Annotated in this window: 15 protein-coding genes; 6 read left to right on the forward strand and 9 right to left on the reverse strand. The window is 72.1% G+C overall.

Annotated features, from left to right (window positions below; translation table 11 throughout):
• The first annotated feature begins 33 nt into the window (after positions 1 to 33).
• Both FHY03_RS02910 and FHY03_RS02915 read left to right on the forward strand, forming a co-directional pair.
• On the forward strand, positions 34 to 1,077 hold the full coding sequence (locus FHY03_RS02910; protein ID WP_183928625.1) for a DNA topoisomerase IB: 1,044 nt from the start codon (positions 34 to 36) through the stop codon (positions 1,075 to 1,077).
• Between the two features lies 1 nt (position 1,078).
• Positions 1,079 to 2,239, forward strand: coding sequence for a mechanosensitive ion channel family protein (locus tag FHY03_RS02915; protein WP_183921763.1), 1,161 nt, complete (start codon positions 1,079 to 1,081; stop codon positions 2,237 to 2,239).
• A 188-nt stretch (positions 2,240 to 2,427) separates the two neighbouring features.
• Here FHY03_RS02915 and FHY03_RS02920 read toward each other — a convergent pair whose 3' ends face one another.
• The 3 genes from FHY03_RS02920 to FHY03_RS02930 form a co-directional block, all read right to left on the reverse strand.
• Entirely contained in the window at positions 2,428 to 4,380 is a 1,953-nt protein-coding gene (locus tag FHY03_RS02920; protein WP_183928627.1) for a beta-N-acetylglucosaminidase domain-containing protein, read from the reverse strand.
• Positions 4,381 to 4,699: 319 nt separating this feature from the next.
• Positions 4,700 to 5,398 (reverse strand): hypothetical protein, encoded by a 699-nt coding sequence (locus tag FHY03_RS02925; protein ID WP_183928629.1) that lies wholly within the window; start codon positions 5,396 to 5,398, stop codon positions 4,700 to 4,702.
• 135 nt (positions 5,399 to 5,533) lie between these two features.
• Positions 5,534 to 7,075, reverse strand: a complete 1,542-nt coding sequence (locus tag FHY03_RS02930) for a sodium:proton antiporter (RefSeq protein WP_183928631.1) — start codon at positions 7,073 to 7,075, stop codon at positions 5,534 to 5,536.
• Positions 7,076 to 7,496: 421 nt separating this feature from the next.
• Between FHY03_RS02930 and FHY03_RS02935 the strand changes: the two genes are divergently transcribed.
• Positions 7,497 to 10,586 carry a glycosyl hydrolase family 28-related protein gene (locus FHY03_RS02935; RefSeq protein ID WP_183928634.1) on the forward strand — a complete coding sequence of 1,030 codons (3,090 nt, stop codon included), beginning with the start codon at positions 7,497 to 7,499 and terminating at the stop codon, positions 10,584 to 10,586.
• 39 nt (positions 10,587 to 10,625) lie between these two features.
• Here the strand turns inward: FHY03_RS02935 and FHY03_RS02940 are convergent, their stop codons facing one another.
• Entirely contained in the window at positions 10,626 to 12,215 is a 1,590-nt protein-coding gene (locus tag FHY03_RS02940) for a sodium/sugar symporter (RefSeq protein ID WP_183928636.1), read from the reverse strand.
• A gap of 264 nt (positions 12,216 to 12,479) precedes the next feature.
• Here FHY03_RS02940 and FHY03_RS02945 point away from each other — a divergent pair, with 264 nt between their 5' ends.
• Positions 12,480 to 12,866 carry a hypothetical protein gene (locus tag FHY03_RS02945; RefSeq protein WP_260158624.1) on the forward strand — a complete coding sequence of 129 codons (387 nt, stop codon included), beginning with the start codon at positions 12,480 to 12,482 and terminating at the stop codon, positions 12,864 to 12,866.
• 228 nt (positions 12,867 to 13,094) lie between these two features.
• Here FHY03_RS02945 and FHY03_RS02950 read toward each other — a convergent pair whose 3' ends face one another.
• From FHY03_RS02950 to FHY03_RS02965, 4 genes are all read right to left on the reverse strand, one after another.
• A complete protein-coding gene (locus tag FHY03_RS02950; protein ID WP_183928640.1) occupies positions 13,095 to 14,534 on the reverse strand; it encodes an MATE family efflux transporter in 1,440 nt (479 codons plus the stop codon).
• Between the two features lie 66 nt (positions 14,535 to 14,600).
• Positions 14,601 to 15,494, reverse strand: a complete 894-nt coding sequence (locus tag FHY03_RS02955) for a LysR family transcriptional regulator (RefSeq protein WP_183928642.1) — start codon at positions 15,492 to 15,494, stop codon at positions 14,601 to 14,603.
• A gap of 223 nt (positions 15,495 to 15,717) precedes the next feature.
• Positions 15,718 to 16,461, reverse strand: a complete 744-nt coding sequence (locus FHY03_RS02960; protein ID WP_183921772.1) for a TorF family putative porin — start codon at positions 16,459 to 16,461, stop codon at positions 15,718 to 15,720.
• Entirely contained in the window at positions 16,462 to 16,920 is a 459-nt protein-coding gene (locus tag FHY03_RS02965) for a hypothetical protein (RefSeq protein WP_183921773.1), read from the reverse strand.
• Positions 16,921 to 17,107: 187 nt separating this feature from the next.
• On the opposite strand from FHY03_RS02965, the gene FHY03_RS02970 reads away from it, so the two are divergent.
• On the forward strand, positions 17,108 to 17,557 hold the full coding sequence (locus FHY03_RS02970; protein WP_183921774.1) for a DUF2721 domain-containing protein: 450 nt from the start codon (positions 17,108 to 17,110) through the stop codon (positions 17,555 to 17,557).
• Between the two features lie 370 nt (positions 17,558 to 17,927).
• On the opposite strand, the gene FHY03_RS02975 is transcribed toward FHY03_RS02970, so the two are convergent.
• A complete protein-coding gene (locus FHY03_RS02975; RefSeq protein ID WP_183928644.1) occupies positions 17,928 to 19,055 on the reverse strand; it encodes a zinc-binding dehydrogenase in 1,128 nt (375 codons plus the stop codon).
• A 96-nt stretch (positions 19,056 to 19,151) separates the two neighbouring features.
• Between FHY03_RS02975 and FHY03_RS02980 the strand changes: the two genes are divergently transcribed.
• Complete coding sequence (locus FHY03_RS02980; protein WP_183928646.1) at positions 19,152 to 19,982, forward strand: arylamine N-acetyltransferase; 831 nt, start codon at positions 19,152 to 19,154, stop codon at positions 19,980 to 19,982.
• Positions 19,983 to 20,114: the final 132 nt, after the last annotated feature.

The following is a 20,114-nucleotide window of genomic DNA, read 5'->3' on the forward strand; positions in this document are numbered from 1 at the left end:
GAACGATGCGGCAGCCCGCGCATTTCCCGCGACATGAGCGTAGAAGCGGAGCGCACGACCGGAAACGGCTGCCACATCGTCTATTTCGACGACGGTGAGCCCGGTATCACGCGCAAGAAAACGCGGCACGGCGCCTGGGCCTATTACGATTCCGACGGCGCGCGCATCTCCGACCGCGACGAGATCGACCGGCTCAACGCGATCGGCCTGCCCCCTGCCTATACCGACGCCTGGTTCTGCCCGGACCCGACCGGGCATATCCAGGCGGTCGGCTGGGACGAGAAGGGGCGCAAGCAATATCGCTACCATCTCGACTACCGCGCGCAGCAGGAGGCGGCCAAATACGACCTCTGCGCCCCGTTCGGCCGCGCGCTGACGAAGCTGCGCGCGCGCGTCGAGGCCGATCTCGATAAACGCACGCACAGCAAGGAGCGCACCGTCGCCGCCATCGTCAAACTGCTCGACATGGCGGCACTGCGCATCGGCAACGAGACCTACGCCAAGACCAACAAGAGCTACGGCCTGACCACGCTGCGTGACCGCCACGCGCAGATCAAGGGCAGCACGCTGGCGCTCCAGTACAAGGCCAAGTCGGGCAAGACCCGCAAGCTGCGCATCACCGACGGCAGCCTCGCGCGCTTCGTCAAGAAGTGCCAGGACCTGCCCGGACAAAAGCTGTTCCAATACGTCGGGGACGACGGCGCGCCGCATGCGGTGACCTCGTCGGACGTCAACGCCTATCTCCGCGAGGCGATGGGCGACGGCTTCACCGCCAAGCATTTCCGCACCTGGGGCGCAAGCGTCGTGGCGTTCGAGGCGCTGGTCGAGGCGCCCGCGCCGATCGGGCTCAAGACGATGCTCGAGCCGGTGGTCGAGCGGCTCGGCAACACCCCCGCGATTGCGCGCAAATCCTACGTGCATCCCGCGCTGATCGAGCTCGGCAAGGACAAAGCCGCGCAGGCGGCGTTCCGGCAGACGCTGCGGCTACCGCGCGCCAGCCAGTATCTGACCCGCACCGAACGCGGGCTGATCGCCTTCCTGGAGCAAACCGGTGCGTGCGAGTTGAAGGCGGCCTGAGATGAGTGACACCAAGGCGGCCGCGACCAAGCCGGCCGCGTCGATCGACGCCGGCCGCGTCGGCGACCAGCTTCAGGCGCTGCTCGGCGCGAGCGTCACCTGGCTGCAGGAGCATTGGCTGCAGATCCTGATTGCGCTCGGCATCGGCGTGGCGCTCGCGCTGCTGCTGTTCTGGCTACGTGCGTTCGGTCCGCGGCTGGCGCGGCGCAGCGCCTCGGGCAAGGGCTGGTCGGCGGTGCTGGGGCGCGCGGTGGAGCGCACCAACGCCTTCTTCATCGTCATGCTCTCGGCGCGGCTGGTGAGCGGCTATGCCGCCACCCCGCCCGAGCTGGACGCGACGATCGCCTTCCTGTTCAAGGTGGCGGTCACCTTCCAGGGCGCGATCTGGGCGCGCGAGCTGATCCTCGGCGCGATCGAGCATCGCACCCGCGGCGAACATTACACCGGCGAGGCGCTGATGAGCGCGATGGGGCTGATCCGCCTCCTCGTCAGCGTCGCGGTGTTCGCGATCGCGCTGGTGGTGGTGCTCGACAATCTCGGGGTCAACGTCACCGGGCTGGTGGCGGGGCTCGGCGTCGGCGGCATCGCGATCGGTCTCGCCGCGCAGGGCATCTTCGCCGACCTGTTCGCCGCGCTGGCGATCATCTTCGACCGCCCGTTCCGCCGCGGCGACAAGGTCAGCTACGGCACCACCAGCGGCGTGATCGAGTCGATCGGGCTGAAATCGACGCGGATCCGCTCCTTTACCGGCGAGCTGCGGATCATCTCGAACCGCAACCTGCTCGACAAGGAGATCCAGAACACCTCGCTGCGCGATCACGTCCGCGTGTCCTACACGATCGGCGTCACCTACGAGACACCGCCCGACACGCTGGCGCGCGTGCCCGCGATCCTGACCGAGCTGGTCGAGGCCGAGGGCGCCAAGGTGGCGCGGTGCGGCTTCGAGACGTTCGGCGCCTCGAGCCTCGACTATGCGCTCCAGGTCGACACGCCGGGGGACGACTGGGCCACCGCGCACGCCACGCGCGACCGGCTGATGGTGGCGATCATGCGGCGCTTCGCCGACGAGAAGATCGGCATCGCCTACCCCACGCAGACCACCTACACCGCCGCACCCGACGGGACGCTGGTGATGCCCTATGCGGAAGTGGCGCGAGGCTGAGGAAGCCTCCTCTCCAATCCTCCCCTGCAAGGGGAGGTGGCGCGCGCAGCGCAACGGAGGGGTGTCGCCAGGGGTGAGTCTATCGAGGCTCACGAGCGGCAACACCCCTCCGTCAGGCCTACGGCCTGCCACCTCCCCTTGCAGGGGAGGATTTCGTCGGCATCGTCCGGACTAACGGCACGCGGCCCTCAGTCCCGCGCCCGCGCCGCGCCCACCAGCCCCGGCGCATCCGCGACGAAGCGGTCGAGCACGCCATCCGCCACCTTCACCGTGCCGTCGAACCTCGTCGCGCCGGGGATCGTCTTCACCGCCGCCGCCTGTGCCGCCAGTTGCCCCGCCGCGGCGAAGTCGCGTGATGCGGCAGCGCTGCGGTCGAGCGCCGCGCCCAGTCCGGCCGCGGTGAGCTGGAGCGCGCGGCCCCACAGAGCGGTCGCCTCGAGCCACGGCGCCGCCTGCGCCGCGAAGCCGAGGTCGATCACGCCGGCACGGATCGTGTCGGGCGCGGCCGCCAGCGCGTCGGCGCGCGCCGCCAGCGCCGCGATCGCCTCGCGCCGCGCCGCATCGTCGCCGTCGGCCAGCGCGAAGCGGACGCCGTCGAGCAGCGCCTTGAGCCGCGGCGCCTGCTCCTGCCACGGCTGGCTGCCGAAGGTGGGGGCGAGATGCTGTGTGTCGAAGAAGTCGAGCAGCGCCGCCGCGGTGCGCGCGTCACTACCCGACAGCGCGTCCGCGGCGAAGCGCCAGCCCTGCGACGGGTCGTAGCCGCGGTCGTTCCACGCGAACGCCGCGACGCCCGCCACCGCGACGCGGCTGGGCGCCTCCTGGTTCATCGGGTTGGAGAGGATGCCGCTCAGCTCGCCCGCGAGCCCCGCCTCGCGCCGCGCATACGGGGCCAGCAGCAGCCGGCCGGTGGTCTGGGCGTAATCGTTGACCGGGTAATTGTCCCACAACAGCGTCTTGCGCCCGAACGCCGTGGTCGCGGTCTTGGCGTCGCCGATCGAGATCGCGGGCGGCACCACGTCGGTGCCGGTCCATTGCACCACCACGCGCGGGTCGAGTTCCTGCCGCAGCGCGGCCTTGTAGGGCGTTTCCTTGGCGTCGTAATATTCGGTCGGCACCATGATCAGCGGCGGCGCGGCGCGGTCCTTCGCGATCAGGTCGCGCTGCACCGCGTTGAGCAGCCGCGCCTGCGCCGTGCCAGCGGCGGCCGCCCCCGAGGCGCCGAACGCGGCCTCGTCCTTCGCGCAGTTCCACTTCTTATACTCGATGTCGTCGAGCGCGACGTAGAAGCTGCGCACGCCGATGCCGCGCAGCGCGTCGAACTTGCGCTCCAGCGCGGCGGCGTCGGCGGGGTCGGAGAAGCACACCGTCGGCCCCGGCGAGATGGCATAGACGAAATTGACGTGATCGCGCTTCGCCGCCGCGGCCAGCGTGCCCAGCTCGGCCAGCGTCGCCGCCGGATAGGGCTCGCGCCAGCGGTCGCGCGCATAAGGGTCGTCTTTGGGGCTGTAGACGTAGGTGTTCGCCTTGACGCTCGCGAGGAAGTCGAGGTGACGGATCCGGTCCTCCTGCGTCCAGGGCTTGCCGTAGAAGCCCTCGATCGTGCCGCGGATCGGCATGGCAGGATGGTCCTGGATCACCAGCCCCGGCACCTCGCCGCGGCGCGCGAGCTGGTGCAAGGTCTGCGCGGCGTGGAACAGCCCGTCGGCATCGTGCCCGGCGAGCGCGATCAGCCCGCCGCCCGCCGCGTCGGGGCGCGCGACGAGCGTGTAGCCCTCCGGCCGGTCGTCGGCAGAGGCGCCCGCGCGCGCGAGCGAGTCGCGCACCGCGACGGCGTCGCTCGTCCCGACGACGACGTGGAGCGCTGCGAGCGTGGCGGGCAGCCGGTTCGCGATGGTGACCTGGGTGACGCCCGCGGCGGTGAGCGCGGCGCGTACCAGCGCCACCGTCTCCGGCGCGGTGCCGGGCGCGACCACCAGCACCGCGGCGCGGTCGAGCGCGACGCGGCCGCCGGTCAGCGCCATCGACGTGGGCGCGGGAAAGATCGCGGGGAGCGTCGGCACCTGCGCCGAGGCGGACGTCACCGCGGTGCCGGCGAGCGCGGCGGCGAGCCACAGGGGGCGAGGGGTCCGCGTGCGTGTCATGTCGCGCTCCGGTATCATGTTGGTATTATGATTGTCTGGGTAGAAGGCGCGGCGCGGCTTCGCAAGCGGGGGTGTGGCAGCCCCGTTGCCGCGTCAGCGCGATGGGAGCGGCTGGTAAGGCGTCCTCTCCCCAACCCTCTGCCGTCATCCTGAGCTTGTCTCAAGATCCACCGGCCCGCGAGCGCCGCCGCCAGATCTCGCGCGGCACGGTGGATCCTGAAAGGAGGTCAGGATGACCCCAGCGTAGAGGGGTAACGCCTCACAGCCGCGGTCGGCGTTTGGAGCGCGGCCGCGGCAACCCGATCCGCGAAGCCGACGCCTACCCCGCGGTCCCGGCGACCGCCCGCGGCGGCGGCGGCGCGGTCGCGGCCGCGACGGTGGCGGGGACGAGCTGGCCGGCGCGCCAGCGGTCATAGGCGGCGAAGAAGTCGGTGAACGGCCGCTCCAGCGCCGCCAGCCGCTCCGCCGCGAAGCCCGGCAGCGTCGCCGCCGGCACCGTCGCCATCGCGCCCAGCGTGTCCGCCGCGCCGGCGCAGAAGGCGTCGCGCGCCAAGTCCTGCGCAAAGAAATTATAGAGCCGGGTCATCTGGTCGTCGAACCGGTCCTGCCAGTCGCCACCACCGGCGCGATACTCGGCCTGGAGCGTCGCCTGCGCGCTGGCGAACTCGACCTTCCGCGCGGCGAGCATCGCATTGTACTGCGCGATGATCGTCGCCTCCTGCGCGCCGCGGCAGGCGAGCGCGGCGACGTTGAGCGCGCTGCGCAGGTGCCACACCGCCCCCGCGCCGCTGAGCGCGCGGTTGGGCGTGGGGTAGCTGCCGTCGGGCAGGCGCGCCGGGACGTTCATCCCCGGCCGTGCGCCAGTTGGGAGCGGCGCGGGCACCATCGCGACGACGGGTGGTGGCGCGGCCGCCGCGGTCGGCGGCGGCGCGGCGTGGCGTGAGCAACCCGCGAGCAGCACGGCGATGAACAGCGCCCAAGTGATCGATGCGGCGGGCGCGCTCTGCTGGAAACGCACGGTCGGGCCCCTTCTGTTGTGTCCCCGCTTCGATCGTACGCCCGTACCGCGGCGGCGCCCACGGCAGCACGACCCGCCCGCCCGCGCTTCGCGCCCAACCGAGTCGCTTTCGCGCCAGGGCGAGTCGCGCGCCGCTCATGCCTCCTCGATGCGGCGCTCCTCCTCGGTGCGCAGGCTCATCTCGGTGAAGTCGAGCTCCTCCTGCAGCACCAGAAAAGAGTCGGCGCCCACCTCCTGCGCCTCGCGCAGTTCCTCGAGCCGCTCGCGCTGGCACGCCACCGCGGCGAGGCCGAGCTGGCGCTTCTCCTCGCCCGCGCGCGCGTCGCCGCCGGCCCGCATCGCGTCGCGCTTGGTCGCGAGGCCGTAGCGCCAGTGGTCCGCCGCCGCACCCGGCGCGTCGCCGATCCGCGCCAGCGCCGCCTCCGCCATCGCGACACGCGCGCGCGCCAGCTCCTCGCCCAGCCCGTCGTCGCCGTCGAGCCCGAGCCAGCGCACCAGCGGCGCCAGCGTCATCCCCTGCACCACCAGCGTCGCGAGCACGACCGCGAAGGCGGTGAGCACGATCAGGTCGCGCTGCGGGAAATGGCCTGGCAGCGCGAAGGCGGTGGCGAGCGTGACGATGCCGCGCATGCCGCACCAGCCCACCACCACGCTCTGCGCCAGCCCCGTGGCGGGATAGTCGCCGCGCAGCTTGGGAAAGTGGAAGGCGAGCCGGTTGTAGATCAGCACCCAGGCCATGCGCACGACGATCAGGCAGGCCACCACCGCGGCGGCGAACACCGCCGCCTCGCGCAGCCGCTCGGGTGCCATGCCGCCCACGATCGTGCGCGCCTGGAAGCCCATCAGCAGGAAGGCGAGCACGTTGAGCAGGAACACCGCCGTCTCCCAAACCGCGAAATCGTGCAGCCGCGCGCGCGGCGGCGTCACCAGCCCGGCCGAGCGCGCGATCGTCATGGCGAAGGTGACGAGGCACAGCACCGCCGACAGGCCCAGCCGCTCGGCCACCAGCCAGGCGGCGAAGCCCGAGACAAACTGGAAGATGTTGCCGCTCAGCGTGCCCCAGACCAGCGGCTGGATGCGGCGAATCGCCAGCGCGAGCAGGTAGCCGAGCAGCACCCCGCCGGGGACTGCGACGCCGACGCGCAGCGCCAGCCCGCCGTCGATCCCGCCATGGCTCTCCACCAGGATCGCGGCGGTGTAGAGCAGCAGCGCGGAGGCGTCGTTGAGCAGGCTCTCGCCCTTGAGCACCGCGACGGTGCGGCGCGGCATCCTGACGCTGCCCGAGATCGCGGTGGCCGCGGCGGCGTCAGGCGGGGCGACGATCGCGCCGAGCGCGAGCGCGGCATAGACCGGCAGCCCGGCGAGCGCGACGCCGAGCCAGGTCACCGCCCCCGCGCTCAGCAGCACCGCCACCAGCGCCAGCGCGGTGAGCGGCCGCCACAGCCGCATCACCGTGCCGACGGGAAAGTCGAACGCGGCGTCGATCAGGATCGGCGCGATGAACAGGGCGAGCGCGGTGTGCGGGTCGAGCGCGATCGTCGGCGCGCCGGGCAGCCAGGCGAGCGCCACGCCCGCGGCGGCGAGCAGCGCGGGATAGGGGATGCTGGTACGGCGCGCGAGCTGGAGCAGCAGCACCGCGACGCCGAGCAGCGCGAGCAGGCTCTCGAAGAAGGTCACGGCGCGCTCCCCTGCCGCGCCGGCTCCCGCGGCGCGCGTCCGCAGCATGGCCGATCGCGCGCGACGGCGCCAGCGGATGGTGGCTGGCTTCCACATAGGCGAGACCGGCACGTAGCGCTCCGGCCGCGAGATCGTCGCCGTGCGATACTCATTGAACAAGCGCCCGAAGGGGGCCACCCCCGCCCTCACTGGCGTCATCCTGAGCTCGTCTCTGGATCCACGATTCCACCAGCGCCACCGGCACCTGGGATCGCGGCAGGGTGGATCCTGAGACAAGCTCAGGATGACGGGGGCAGGCGGCGGCGTTGTGAGCCATCGTTTCCAATCGCGACCTTCGTCGCAATTCCTTCCTTGCCGTCCGTCACTTACACTCAGGAAGCCGGGTCGCACGCCGCGCGGGCGGCGAGGAGAGGCCACCGACATGTCCGCCCATCGCCTGCTCGCCCCTCTCCTGCTCGCCCCGCTCCTGCTCGCGGCGCTTGCCGCCCCCGCCGCTGCGGCACCGGCGCGCGGCGTCTCCGCCTTCGTCACCGCGCCGCTCGACCCGCGCGCCACCATGGTGCGAGGCGTCGGCGACGGTCGCGCCGACGACAGCGCCGCGCTCCAGCAGGCGATCGACGCCGCGGCCGACCAGGGCGGCGGCGGCATCGTCTTCCTGCCGCAGGGCCGTTACCGCATCACGCGCACGATCTTCCTGTGGCCGGGCGTGCGGCTGTTCGGCGTCGGCGCGCGGCGGCCGGTGATCGCGCTCGGTGCCGACTCGCCGGGTTTCCAGAAGGGCGTCGCGCACATGATCGTCTTCGCCGGCGCGCGCCGCTCGGGCGCGGGCGGGCGCAGCGAGGGCGGGCGCGTCGGCGCCGCGCCGCCGCGCCGCATCCCTTTCCCCGTCGCGGGCAGCGTGCCGTTCGACCCCGCCATCGCCGACGCCAATCCCGGCACCTTCTACTCCGCCATCAGCAACGTCGACGTCGCGGTCGGCAAGGGCAACCCGGCCACTGCGGCGATCCGCTTCCACGCCGCGCAGCACGCGTATCTCAGCCACATGGACTTCGACCTCGGCCCCGCGCTGGCGGGCCTGTACCAGGTCGCCAATGTCGCGCGCGACCTGCATTTCCGTGGCGGCCGCTACGGCATCCTCGCCGAGAAGCCCTCGCCGGCCTGGCCGTTCACCTTGATCGACTCGAGCTTCGCCGGCCAGCGCGACGCCGCGATCCGCGAGCATGAGGCGGGGCTGACGCTGGTCAACGTGGCATTCCGCGACACGCCTGTCGGCGTCGAGATCGATCGCGGCTACGGCGACTGGTTGTTCGGCCAGGACGTGCGTTTCGAGAACGTGTCGCGCGCGGGCGTGATCGTCTCCAACGAGAACAACGCCTACACGCAGGTGACGTTCGAGAACGCGCTGGCACGCCGCACCCCGGTGTTCGCGCGCTTGCGCGACAGCGGCACCGAGCGGCGCGGCGCCGGCCCCAGCTATCGCGTGACCAGCTTCAGCCACGGCCTCGCCGTCGACGGCTATGCCACGATGGGCACGCCGCGCACCACGATGGCGGCCGAGCGGCTCGCCGCGCTGCCACCGCGCCGCGCCGACGCGATCCGCGCGCTGCCCGCGACGCGCGAGTGGTTCAACGCGCGCGACGCCGGCGCCAAGGGCGATGACCGGAGCGACGACACCGCGGCGCTGCAGCGCGCGATCGATGCGCACCGCACCGTCTACCTGCCCGCCGGCCGCTACGTGGTGAGCGACACGCTGCGGCTGCGGCGCGACAGCGTGCTGGTCGCGCTCCACCCCAATCTCACCCAAATCCTGTTGCGCGAGAACACCCCCGCCTATCAGGGCATCGGCGCGCCCAAAGCGCTGCTGGCGAGCGCCGACGGCGGCGACGCGATCGTCAGCGGCGTCGGCCTCGCCACCGGCGGGATCAACCCACGCGCCACCGCCCTGCTATGGACCGCGGGGGCTGACTCGCTGGTCGACGACGTCAAGTTCCAGGGTGGCCACGGCACCGATCTCGCCGGCGGGGTGCGCTTCAACCCCTATAACGCCAACGCCACGGGCGACGCCGATCCGGCCAAGCGCTGGGACGCGCAATATCCCAGCCTTTGGGTGACGCGCGGCGGCGGCGGCACCTTCAATGGCCTGTGGACGCCCAACACCTACGCCCAGGCGGGGCTGTACGTCTCCGACACGACCGCGCCCGGGCGCGTGTACCAGATGTCGTCCGAGCACCACGGCCGCGTCGAGATCGCGCTGAACCGCGTGGCGAACTGGCAGTTGATCGCGCCGCAGACGGAGGAGGAGGGCGGCGAGAGCCGCGACGCGGTCGCGCTCGAGATCCGCGACTCGCACGATATCCTCGTCGCCAATCTCCACGCCTATCGCGTCACCCGTACCGCCAAGGCGCTGCCCGCGGCGGTGACGCTGTACGGCGCACGCGACATCCGCTTCCGCAACATACACGTCAACGCCGAGAGCGGGCTGGCGACCTGCGACGAGAACGGCTGCGCCACCTTCCTGCGCGCCAACAAATTCCCGTACGAGAACGCGATCGTCGACGTGAGCGGCGGCGCGCAGGTGCGCGAGCGCGAGTTCGCCGCCTTCGACGTGCCGGCGAGCACGACGCCAGCCGCGCCCGCGGCGGCGAATGCGGCCGGGGGCACGGTCGAGAAGCTCGCCGGCGGCTTCGACGCGGCGGGCGGCGGCACGATCGCGCCCGACGGCACGCTCTATTTCGTCGACCGCCTCCAGCAGCGCATCTACCGCTGGTCGGCGGCGCGCGGACTCGGCATCGAGCGCGACACCACGCTCGACGCGGTCAGCCTCGCCGCCGACGACGCGGGCGACCTGCTGGTGCTCTCGGCGGCGGGGCGCGACGGCACCGTCTCGTCCTTCCGCCCCGGCACGAGCGAGCTGGCGCTCGACGTGATCGCGCCCACGCCCGTCGCGACGGGCACGTCGCGCGTGCTGCTGCCGGGCGCCTGGTGGGTCAACGGCGAGTTCCGCGACCAGTACGATCCGGCGACCGACCGCTTCACCACGCTCGGACAGCTGTTCGCGCGGGACGTCGCCACCGCCCCGGCACGCGCGTCGGTCGCACCCGATGGCACGCTCGCGCTGCCGGCGTGGCGCGTGTTCCAGCAGGGTCCGCCCGACTTCCGCGCGCGGCGCTTCTCGCACGCGCTCGACGGCTACGGCCTGGTCGCGGCGCGCGTGGGCGAGCGCAGCTACGTCAGCAACGCCTCGGAGGCGCGCACCTACAGCGCGCTCGTCGGCGCCGGCGGCGCGCTGACCGACCTGCGCGTGTTCGCCGAGCGCGGCGGCGAGAGCGTCGTCGCCGACGCGCGCGGGCGCGTGTACGTCGCCAATGGGCAGGTGTTCGTCTACGGCGCTGACGGGGCAGCGCTCGGCCGGATCGACGTGCCCGAGCGCCCGCTCCAGCTGCTGCTCAGCCGCGACGGCACCGCGCTCTACGTGCTGACGCACCACTCGCTGTACCGCGCGCGGCTCTGAGCCGCGGCGTGTTCCTGCGCGTGCACGAGCGCGCCGCGCTCACCAGAAGGTCGCGTACAGCGCCACCAGGATCAGCACGAGCGCCAGCGCGCCAACGTTGAACGCCGCGCTGGTGGCGTAGCGCACGTCGCCGGTGACGATCGTGTCGCGGTCGTCGCGCCGCGGCGTCGCCAGCGAGGCGCCCACCGCCAGCGCCAGCGCGATCAGGAACACCAGCCCCATCCGGTCCATGAACGGCAGCCCGGGCAGCAGCAGCTTGAACCCCCAGGACAGCAGCACCGAGGCGACCGCGGCGATGATCGCGCCGGCCTCGTTGGCGCGCTTCCAGAACAGGCCGAGCAGGAAGATCACGGTGATGCCCGGCGTGAAGAAGCCGGTGAACTCCTGGATGAACTGGAACGCCTGCTCGGAGGATCCGACCAGCGGGCGCGCGGTGAGGATCGCGATCACCGTCGCCACCATCGCGGCGACGCGCCCGACCAGCACCAGTCGCGAATCGTCGACCGCGCCATCCTCCGCCGCGGACGGGCGGCGCTTGAACTTGGCCCAGACGTCGAGCGTGAAGATGGTCGCGATCGAGTTGATCTTGGAGGCGGTGGAGGCGATGATCGCCGCCACCAGCGCGGCGAAGACGAGGCCGAGCAGCCCGGTCGGCAGCAGCCGCATCATCGTCGGATAGGCCTCGTCGGGCTTGGCCAGCCCGGGCGCGAGCACCACCGCGGCGATGCCGGGCAGCACGATGATGATCGGCATCAGCAGCTTGAGGAAGGACGCGAACAGCACGCCCTTCTGCGCCTCGGCCAGCGACTTGGCCGCGAGCGCGCGCTGGATGATGTACTGGTTGAAACCCCAGTAGCTGAGGTTGGCGATCCACATCCCGCCGATCAGCACCGACAGGCCGGGCAGGTCCATGTAATGCGGGTTGTCGCGCGACAGGATCATCTCGAAATGGCCGGGCAGCTCGCGGGTCAGCCGCGCGAAGCCCGCGGCGAGACCGGCGCCCTGCCCCAGCTCGCCGAGCGTGAGATAGGCGATGATCAGCCCGCCGAGCACCAGCAGCGTCACCTGCACGATGTCGGTCAGCGCCACCGCCTTCAACCCGCCCTTGAGCTGGTACAGCAACGCGAAGGCGCCGAGCACCACCAGCGCGATATTCTGGTCGACCCCCGCCACCTTGGTCACCGCAATCGAGCCGAGCCAGATGATGCTGGTGAGATTCACGAAGACGTACAGCGCCAGCCAGAACAGCGCCATCAGCGTCCGGATCGAGGGGCCGTAGCGCCGCTCGAGGAACTGCGGCATCGTGTAGATCTCGTTGCGCAGGAAGATCGGCAGGAAGAACTTGCCGACGATCAGCAGCGTCAGCGCCGCCATCCACTCGTAGGAGGCGATCGCGAGCCCGATGGCATAGCCCGAGCCCGACATGCCGACGATCTGCTCGGCCGAGATATTGGCCGCGATCAGGCTGGCGCCGATCGCCCACCACGGCAGGTTCTTGGAGGCGAGGAAATAGTCGGTGGTGTTCTTCGGCCCGGCGCCCGCCTTGTCGCGGCTGACCCATTGCGCCAGCGCGAAGATGAAGATGGCGTAGGCGACGACCACCAAGACGTCGATCGTGGCAAGCTGCACCCGTGTCTCTCCCATCCGCCGCGCATCGCGTGTCGCGCGCACTTGTAGATCGCGGCGGTCGCCTGTCCACCCGTGTCATGGGCGGGCATTTTTTCGCGACAAAGGTTGCGGCGCCGACACATGCCGCAATCCTGCGATGCGGCGTGCCCGCCACCACGGGGCCGAGGTCGCGGCGTTCCCGTGCTGTCCGCACCTCGCGTCGCCCGTTTCTCCTCCCGGTGGGCGGGCGGCGCCTTACTCGACCGCGGCGGGGAGGAGACGATGATGACCCTTCTGCTCGCCGCGGTCCTTCTGGCCGGCACCGCACCGGAGGCCGCCGTGCCGCCACCGCCGCAGCGCGTCCGCAGCGTCGCGCTCGCGCCCGGCGAGGCATGCCCCAGGCCCGCCGGCGACGAGGTGGTGGTGTGCGCCCCGCTCGACGAACCCTATCGCATCCCCAAGCCGCTGCGCCGTGCCGAGATCGCCGCGAAGAACCAGAGCTGGGTCAACCGCGTCGCCACCATGGACGAGGTCGGTCGGGTCGCCGGCGGGCTGCCGGACACCTGCTCCGCGGTCGGCACCGGCGGGCAGACCGGCTGCACCCAGTCGATGATGCGCGCCTGGGCCGCGGATCGCCGCCAGCTCGCGCGCGAGAGCGCGGCGGTGCCGTGAGGGCATGAATGCGCGGCAGGCGCAGTGGAGCGGTCCGAGCGCGACGCCCTCCCCTCCCCCTAAGCGTCATCCTGAGCTTGTCTCAGGATCCACCGTGCCGCGAGCGCCCCCGCCGGCGTGAGCGCGGACGGGTAGATCCTGAAACGAGTGCAGGATGACGCAAGCGGATGAGGCGGCCGCAGCCATCGGCGCTCTGGGATCAAGCCGTGCGCCGGACCCGCCCTCCTCTCACCCCACCGGTATCGACTTGGCGGTGGGCTCGGCGTGCGCCAGCGCCTTCTCCTCGGTCTCGTGCGGCGTCGCGGGCAATCGGCCGCGGCGCCAACCACCGTGGAGGTAGAAGCCGATCATCAGCAGCATCGAGCCGACCGAGCCGGCCGGAAAGCTCCACCAGATCGCGTCCGCGCCCCAGCGCGGCGACAGCCCCGCCGCCATGCCCAGCCGCAGCGGGAACATCGCGACGGCCAGGATCACCAACGGCCCGATCACCGCACCGTTGGCGCGCACCGTGGCGGACAGCACCATCGACACGCCGAACAGCACGAAGCTCCATCCGGCGATGAGGTTGATCCGCGCCGCGATGTCGACCGCGCCGCCGTCCTGCCCGAGGAACAGCCACAGCACGTGGCGGTCGAGCAGCGTCAGCAGCGCGACCAGCCCGCCGGTCAGCGCCAGGTTGGTGAGGATGCCGGTGCGCGTGATCCGCCCGACCCGATCCCACCGCCCCGCGCCGATATTCTGCGCCGCCATCGCGCTCACCGCCGCGCCCACCGCCATCGCGGGCATCTGCACGTAGGTCCACAATTGGTTCGCCGCGCCGTAAGCGGCGGTGGTGGCGGTGCCGTGGCGGTTGACCAGCCCGATCATCGCCAGCGCCGAGGTGGAGACCACCAGCATCTGCAATCCCATTGGGATACCCTTGGCGACGATCGTGCGCAGCAGCGCGGGATCGGGCAGGACGTAGCGCCACTCCGCCCCGCGCAGCCGCACCGGCAGGTCGCGGCGGTAGATATAGCCGAGCAGCGCGAGCAGCGAGACGCTGTTGGCGAGCAGCGTTGCCAGCGCCGAGCCCTCGATCCCCAGCGCCGGCAGCGGCCCCACCCCCCGGATCAGCAGCGGGTTGAGCACCACGTCGATGGCCGAGCCCAGCGCCATGAACTTGAGCGGGGTGATCGAGTCGCCGGTGCCGCGCAGCGCCATCGTCAGCAGCACCGAGAGGAAGCCCGGCGGCATCGCGACGAAGATCACGCGCAGATAGGCGAGCGCGAGCGGGTAGACCTCCGAGGGCGTGGCGAGCGCGCGCAGGATCGCGGGCGCGGCGAACCAGCCGACCAGCAGCGTCACCACCGACACGCCCGCGAACAGCCCGAGCGAGGTGCCGAGCACGCGCCGCACCGCGTCGAGATCGCGCCGCCCCATGTTCTGGCCGATCAGGATCGTCGCCGCCATGCCGAAGCCGAACACCGCGGCGATCAGCAGGAACATGATGATGTTGGCGTTGGTGGTCGCGGCCAGCGCGCGCTCGCCGAGGAATTGCCCGATCCAGATCGCGTTGATCGAGCCATTGAGCGACTGGAGCACGCTCGAGCCGAGCGTCGGCAGCGCGAACAGCAGCAACGTGCGCCCGATCGGCCCGGCGGTGAGGTCGCGCTGCGGCGGTCGCGCCATCGGTCCTGCTCCTCCCCTTGCCCCGCGACGGCTGTAGAGGCTTATCGTGCCGTGCGATAGCGGGCGTCAGTCGGCGAGAAAGGCGGCGAGCTCCTCTGCGCTGCCGGTCGGGAAAGCGGCGCGGAGATGGTCCAGGAAGGCGGCGACGCGCGCGCTCAGCAGCCGCCGCGTCGGGTAGAGCGCCCATAATCGGATCGGGGCGGCGTCGAGCTCGCCCCACAGCGCCAGCCGCCCCGCGGCGAGGTCACGCGCGACGAGCGAGATCGGCAGCCGCGCCGCGCCGACGCCCGCCAGCGCGGCGTCGCGCACCATCACCAGCGAGGACAGGCCGAGCACCGGCGCCACCGCGACGCTTCCCGCCACGCCGCCGGGGCGCAGCCGCCACTCGGCTCCCTCACCCACGGCGCCGCGCACCACCGCGGGGGCGCGCTCACCCGCTTCGGGCGGCGCCACGCCGGGCGCGGCGACCGCCACCAGCCGGTCGCGCAGGAAGGGGCGCCCAACCAACGCGGCGTCGGGCGCCGGGTCGACGCGGATGACGAGGTCATAGCCCTCCTCGACCAGGTCAACCGCGCGATCCTCGCTGGTCACCTCGAGCCGCACCTCGGGGTGCGCCAGCGCGAACCCGGCCGCCAGCCGCCCCATCGCGGTCTGCGAGAAGAGCAGGGGCGCGCTCACCTTGAGCCGCCCGCGCGGTGACCGGCCGCCCGCCGCCACCGCGGCGGCGGTCTCGTCCAGCTCGGTGAGCAGCGCGGCGGTGCGCTCGTACAGCGCACGCCCTTCCTCGGTCAGCTTGAGCGCGCGTGCGCCGCGCTCGAACAGCCGCAGGTCGAGCGCCGCCTCCAGCTCGGCGACGCGGCGTGACAAGGTCGCCTTGGGCCGCCCCGCGGCGCGCGCGGCGCGGCCGACACCGCCGTGGCGGGCGACCAGGGTGAAGTCGGCGAGGGCGAGCAGGTCCATGTGCCTCCCGGCGCGGTGTCTGATCTTCCCCTGCAAGGGGAGGTGGCAGCGCGTCAGCGCTGACGGAGGGGTGTCGCCGGTCGTGAGTCCAGCGTCACTCCTTGGCCGGGTCACCCCTCCGTCAGGCCTGCGGCCTGCCACCTCCCCTTGCAGGGGAGGATCAATCCAATTTGTCGCTTAACCTCTTACCGCCGAAGAGCCCGCCCGCGATACCGCACAGCGCTCAGAAGCCGATCGATGCCCGCGCCGCGATCCGGTCACCGGCATGGTCGAGCGCCGCATAGGGCGAGATCACCACCGCGTCGTCGCTGATGTCGGTGCCGGTATAGACCAGCGCGAGCGTCACCGGGCCGGTAATGTGCTCGAGCCCCACCGACCAGTCGCGGTAGCTGCCGGTCGGCCGCAGCCGCGCCGCGCGGACCGGATCGTCGACGCTGCCCGAGGAGCGGCCGAGGCTGGCGGCGAGCGTCCAGGGGGTGGCCGGGATGCCGACGCGCCCGCGCACGCCGAGATAGAGATTGTCGCCGCCGATCGCGCTCTGCGACGGCGCGTAACGCGCCTCCGCGCCTGCCTCGATCGGGCCGAGCGTGTAGCTGGCGCCGGCGCCGAGCTCACCATAGTCGAGCGCCCCGCCCGCGCCGGTGAACAGATGCCCCGTGACGAAGCCGTCGAGCCGGAAGCCGCCGGCGAGCCTGCTATAGCCGAGCGTCGGCTCGATCACCGCGTCGGCGCCGCCGTGGCGCGGGTCGCCGCGCGTGCCGGTGACCCGCGCGCCCAGGTCGATGCCGGAGGGCAGGTCGATCCGCGCCCAGGCGGCGGGAGCGAGCTGCGAGTCGCTCCAGCTCAGCCCGCGCCGGCGCTCGTCGGTCGCGACCTCGACGCCGGCGTGCGGCGCGACCTGCGCCGCCGCCGGGGAAACGAGGGCGGCGCCGGTCAGCGCCGCCAGCAGGAAGGGACGCTGCCGCACTCAGCCGCGCACCCGGTCATGCGCCGCGTCGAGCTCGGCGACCAGCGAGTCCTGGTCGCGCGCGGCGACGGCGAGCAGATGCTCGCGCATCGTGCCGCTGCGCGCCGCGACGTCCTGCGCGATCGCGTCCTTCTGCGTGGAGCACCAGCCGGGGCGCGAGCCGGTCAGCGGCTTCTCGGCGCTGACGGTGCGCGCCAGCACGTGGCCGGCGGGATGACGCGCCTCGCGCTGCACCGCGACCGAGGCCTGCCAGGCGCAGCGCAGCGCGCTGGGCCGGCCCGGCGCGCCGACCGCGCCGACCTGGCGGTGAGTCACGCTGACGTCGCTGCGATAGGTCACGTCGACGCGCTGCCCGCGATGATCGAGCTGGACCTGATGGGCCGTGTCAGGGGCGGCGGCGGGCACCGGCTCGGTCGCGGTGAGCGCCAGGGCGAGCCCGGCGACGAGGGGAACGTACATAGTCTTCTCCTTGCGCTGCCCCGGGCCATGCTGCCCGGTGGCATCACCGAGATGAGGGCGTGTGCGCCCGCTTCAACGAAGCCGGGCGCGGGCGCAATGATTCATCACAGGCGATACGGCCAATGTTGCTGGCGTCGGGTCGGAGCGACAGTTGTGCGCGCCGCGGCGGCGCGGCACAGTCCTCGCGATGCCCTATGCTCCCGCTCTGCCCACCATCGCCGAGGCGATCCAGGCCTCGCTCAGCCCCGTCTTCATGCTCACCGGCATCGGCGCGCTGCTCAACGTGCTGACCGGGCGGCTGGCGCGCGTGATCGATCGCGCGCGCGTGCTGGAGGAGCGTCACCCCGCGCTCCAGCGCGATGACCGCACCCGCGCCGCCGCCGAGCTGCGTCGGCTGGCGCGGCGCATGAAGGTGATCAACGCCTCGCTGTTCCTGGCGGTGGCGAGCGCGGTAGCGACCTGCACCGTGGTGGCGATGCTCTTCGTCGGCGCGCTGACCCGCTATCATATCGGCCAGTGGGTGGCGTTCAGTTTCATCCTGGCGATGTCGCTGCTGATCGCCGCCTTCGTCGCCTTCATGGTGGAGGTGCGGCTGTCGATCCACGCGATCCGGGTGCGCGACGAACTGCTGCGGTAGGGAAGCCGGCCCGTCCGCCCTTCTACCGTCATCCCGGACTTGAGCCGGGATCCATCGCGCCGCGCACGCCGTCGTTCGAGGAAGCGCGCACGCGTTAAGCGCGCCGCCGATCGCGCTTTCGGCTCCAAGGATGGCGCCTGCGGAAGCATGGATCCCAGATCGAGTGCGGGATGACGGGTGGTTCGGGGCGCTGAGCGCACCTTCCCGCCGCGCACCTCCCCGATGAACCGGCGTCATCCCGAGCTCGTCTCAGGATCCACCGTCCCGCACACCCCCCGGCACTTGAGTGTGCGGCCGGGTGGATCCCGAAACAAGTTCGGGATGACGGCGGTACTTAAGGCGCGGGGCCTCGCCGCCGCGCCCCGCCGCCTCATCGCGTTGGGTCGATCAGATACTTTTCTCCGGTCGCCTTGCGCTCATAGGCGCGCAGCACGTCGGGATCGAGCGCCTCGGCCAGGCCGATCGTGCGGGTGTAGCGACTGGCGAAGGTGGTGGTCAGCTCGTCGACCACGCGCTGGCGCATCCGCGCCACCGTCTCGCGCCCGGCCTTCTGCAGCCACGGCGTCAGCAGGAAGCCCGAGACGCTCCACTGGAAGCCGAACGCCAGCCGGTTGAGCGTCGTCGGCGCGGTGTCGAGCGCGCCGTAGATGTACAGCTGCTTGAACACGGTCGAGCCGTAGCGGCTGTACTCGGTGGCGCGGCGGTTGGCGGCCTGCTCCATCGCCTGGACAATGTCGCTGCCGAGCGTGCCGCCGCCGAGCGCGTCGAACGCGATTGTCGCGCCGGTCTCCGCGATCGCGTCGGCGAGACGGCGGCGGAAGTCCTCGGCGCGGCTGTCGAGCACGTGGGCGGCGCCGATATCGCGCAGCAGCGCCGCCTGCGCCTCGCTGCGCACCACGTTGACCAGCGGAACGCCGTCGGCGAGGCAGATCTTCTGAAGCATCTGCCCGAGGTTCGACGCCGCCGCGGTGTGAACGATCGCGCTATGCCCCTCCTGCCGCGACGTCTCGACGAAGCTGAGCGCGGTCAGCGGGTTGACGAACATCGCCGCGCCGTCCGCCGCGCTGGCACCGTCGGGCAGCGGCACCACGTCGCGCGCGCGCAGTTTGCGATACTGGGCGTACATCGCGCCGCCCATCATCCCGACCGTGCGCCCCACCAGCGCCTGCGCCTCCGGACCCGCGGCGATGACCGTGCCCGCGCCCTCGTTGCCGACCGGCAGCGACTGGCCGAGCCGCGCGCGCACGCCGCCGATCCGCTCGCGCGGCACCTGGAAGCGCAGCTCGGGCCGCTCCGCGCTGCCGCCGCGCGCCAGCGTGGCGACGTCCGCCGGGCCGAGCAGCAGCCCGAGATCGGAGGGGTTGATCGGCGCCGCCTCGACGCGGACGATCAGTTCGTCGCCCTGCGGCGGCGACAGTGTCACCGGTTCGAGCGACAATGTCAGCGTGCCGCCCTCGTCCACGGTCGAGCGCAGTTCCAGCCCGGTCACCTCGTCCATCCTCGCCTCCTGTCCTGTCAGAGGCCGGGGATGCCGGTGCAAAGGTTTGCGGTCAAATCCGTTCTCATCCGCGCGCGGCTGAGGTAGCGCGGCAGCATGTTCGACCTCGACGCCTATCTCGCCCGCATCGAGCTGCCGGCGCGCCCCACCCGCGACGCCGCGGGGCTGGCGCGGCTCCAGCTCGCGCACCGGCTCACCATCCCGTTCGAGAATCTCGACGTGCGGCTCGGCCGCGCGATCGCGATCGACGGCGATTCCGTCGCGGCCAAGCTCGTCGCCTCGCGCCGCGGCGGCTATTGCTTCGAGCACAACCGGCTGCTGCTCGACGCGCTCGCCGCCCTGGAGATGACGGCGCGCCCGCTGCTCGCGCGCGTGTGGCTCGGCGCCGAGGCGACCCCGCCGCGCAACCACGCGCTGTCGCTGGTGACGATCGACGGCGCCGAGTGGATCGCCGACACCGGCTTCGGCGCGAGCTACGCGCCGGTTATGCCGCTGGTCGCCGACCAGGAGGCGACCGCGCCCGACGGCGCGCGCTTCCGGCTGGCGCGCGAGGACGACGGCGGCTGGCTGCTGTTGCGCGACGGCGATCCGGTCAGCACCGACGGGCGCACCGCGGCGGGGTGGAACGGCACGAGCTGGCAGCCGCAGTACAGCTTCACCACCGAGGCGGTGCACGACAGCGACCTGGCGATGAGCAACCACTGGGCGATGAGTGCGCCGGCGAGCCGCTTCACCCAGCGCGCGGTGGTGAGCATCGTGCTGCCGCACGGCTTCGCCGCGCTGACCGACCGCGCCTACCGCCGCCGCGCCGCCGGCAACACCGCCGCGGGCGAGATCACCGACCCGCGCGTCTATCGCATGCGGCTCAGCCTGATGTTCGGGATCGACCTGGCGAAGGAGGAAGTGGCGGCGCTCGGGCTGTTCTGAGGGGGGCTTTTCTCGTCATCCCGGCCCTGAGCCGGGATCCATGGTGCCACGAGCGCCTCAGTGGTGGTGTATGCGGCGCGATGGATCCCGGCTCAAGGCCGGGATGACGGTAGAGAGTGCGGGCCCCACCCT

The organism is Sphingomonas sp. BK345, from assembly GCF_014193845.1.
Taxonomy (GTDB): Bacteria; Pseudomonadota; Alphaproteobacteria; order Sphingomonadales; family Sphingomonadaceae; genus Sphingomonas.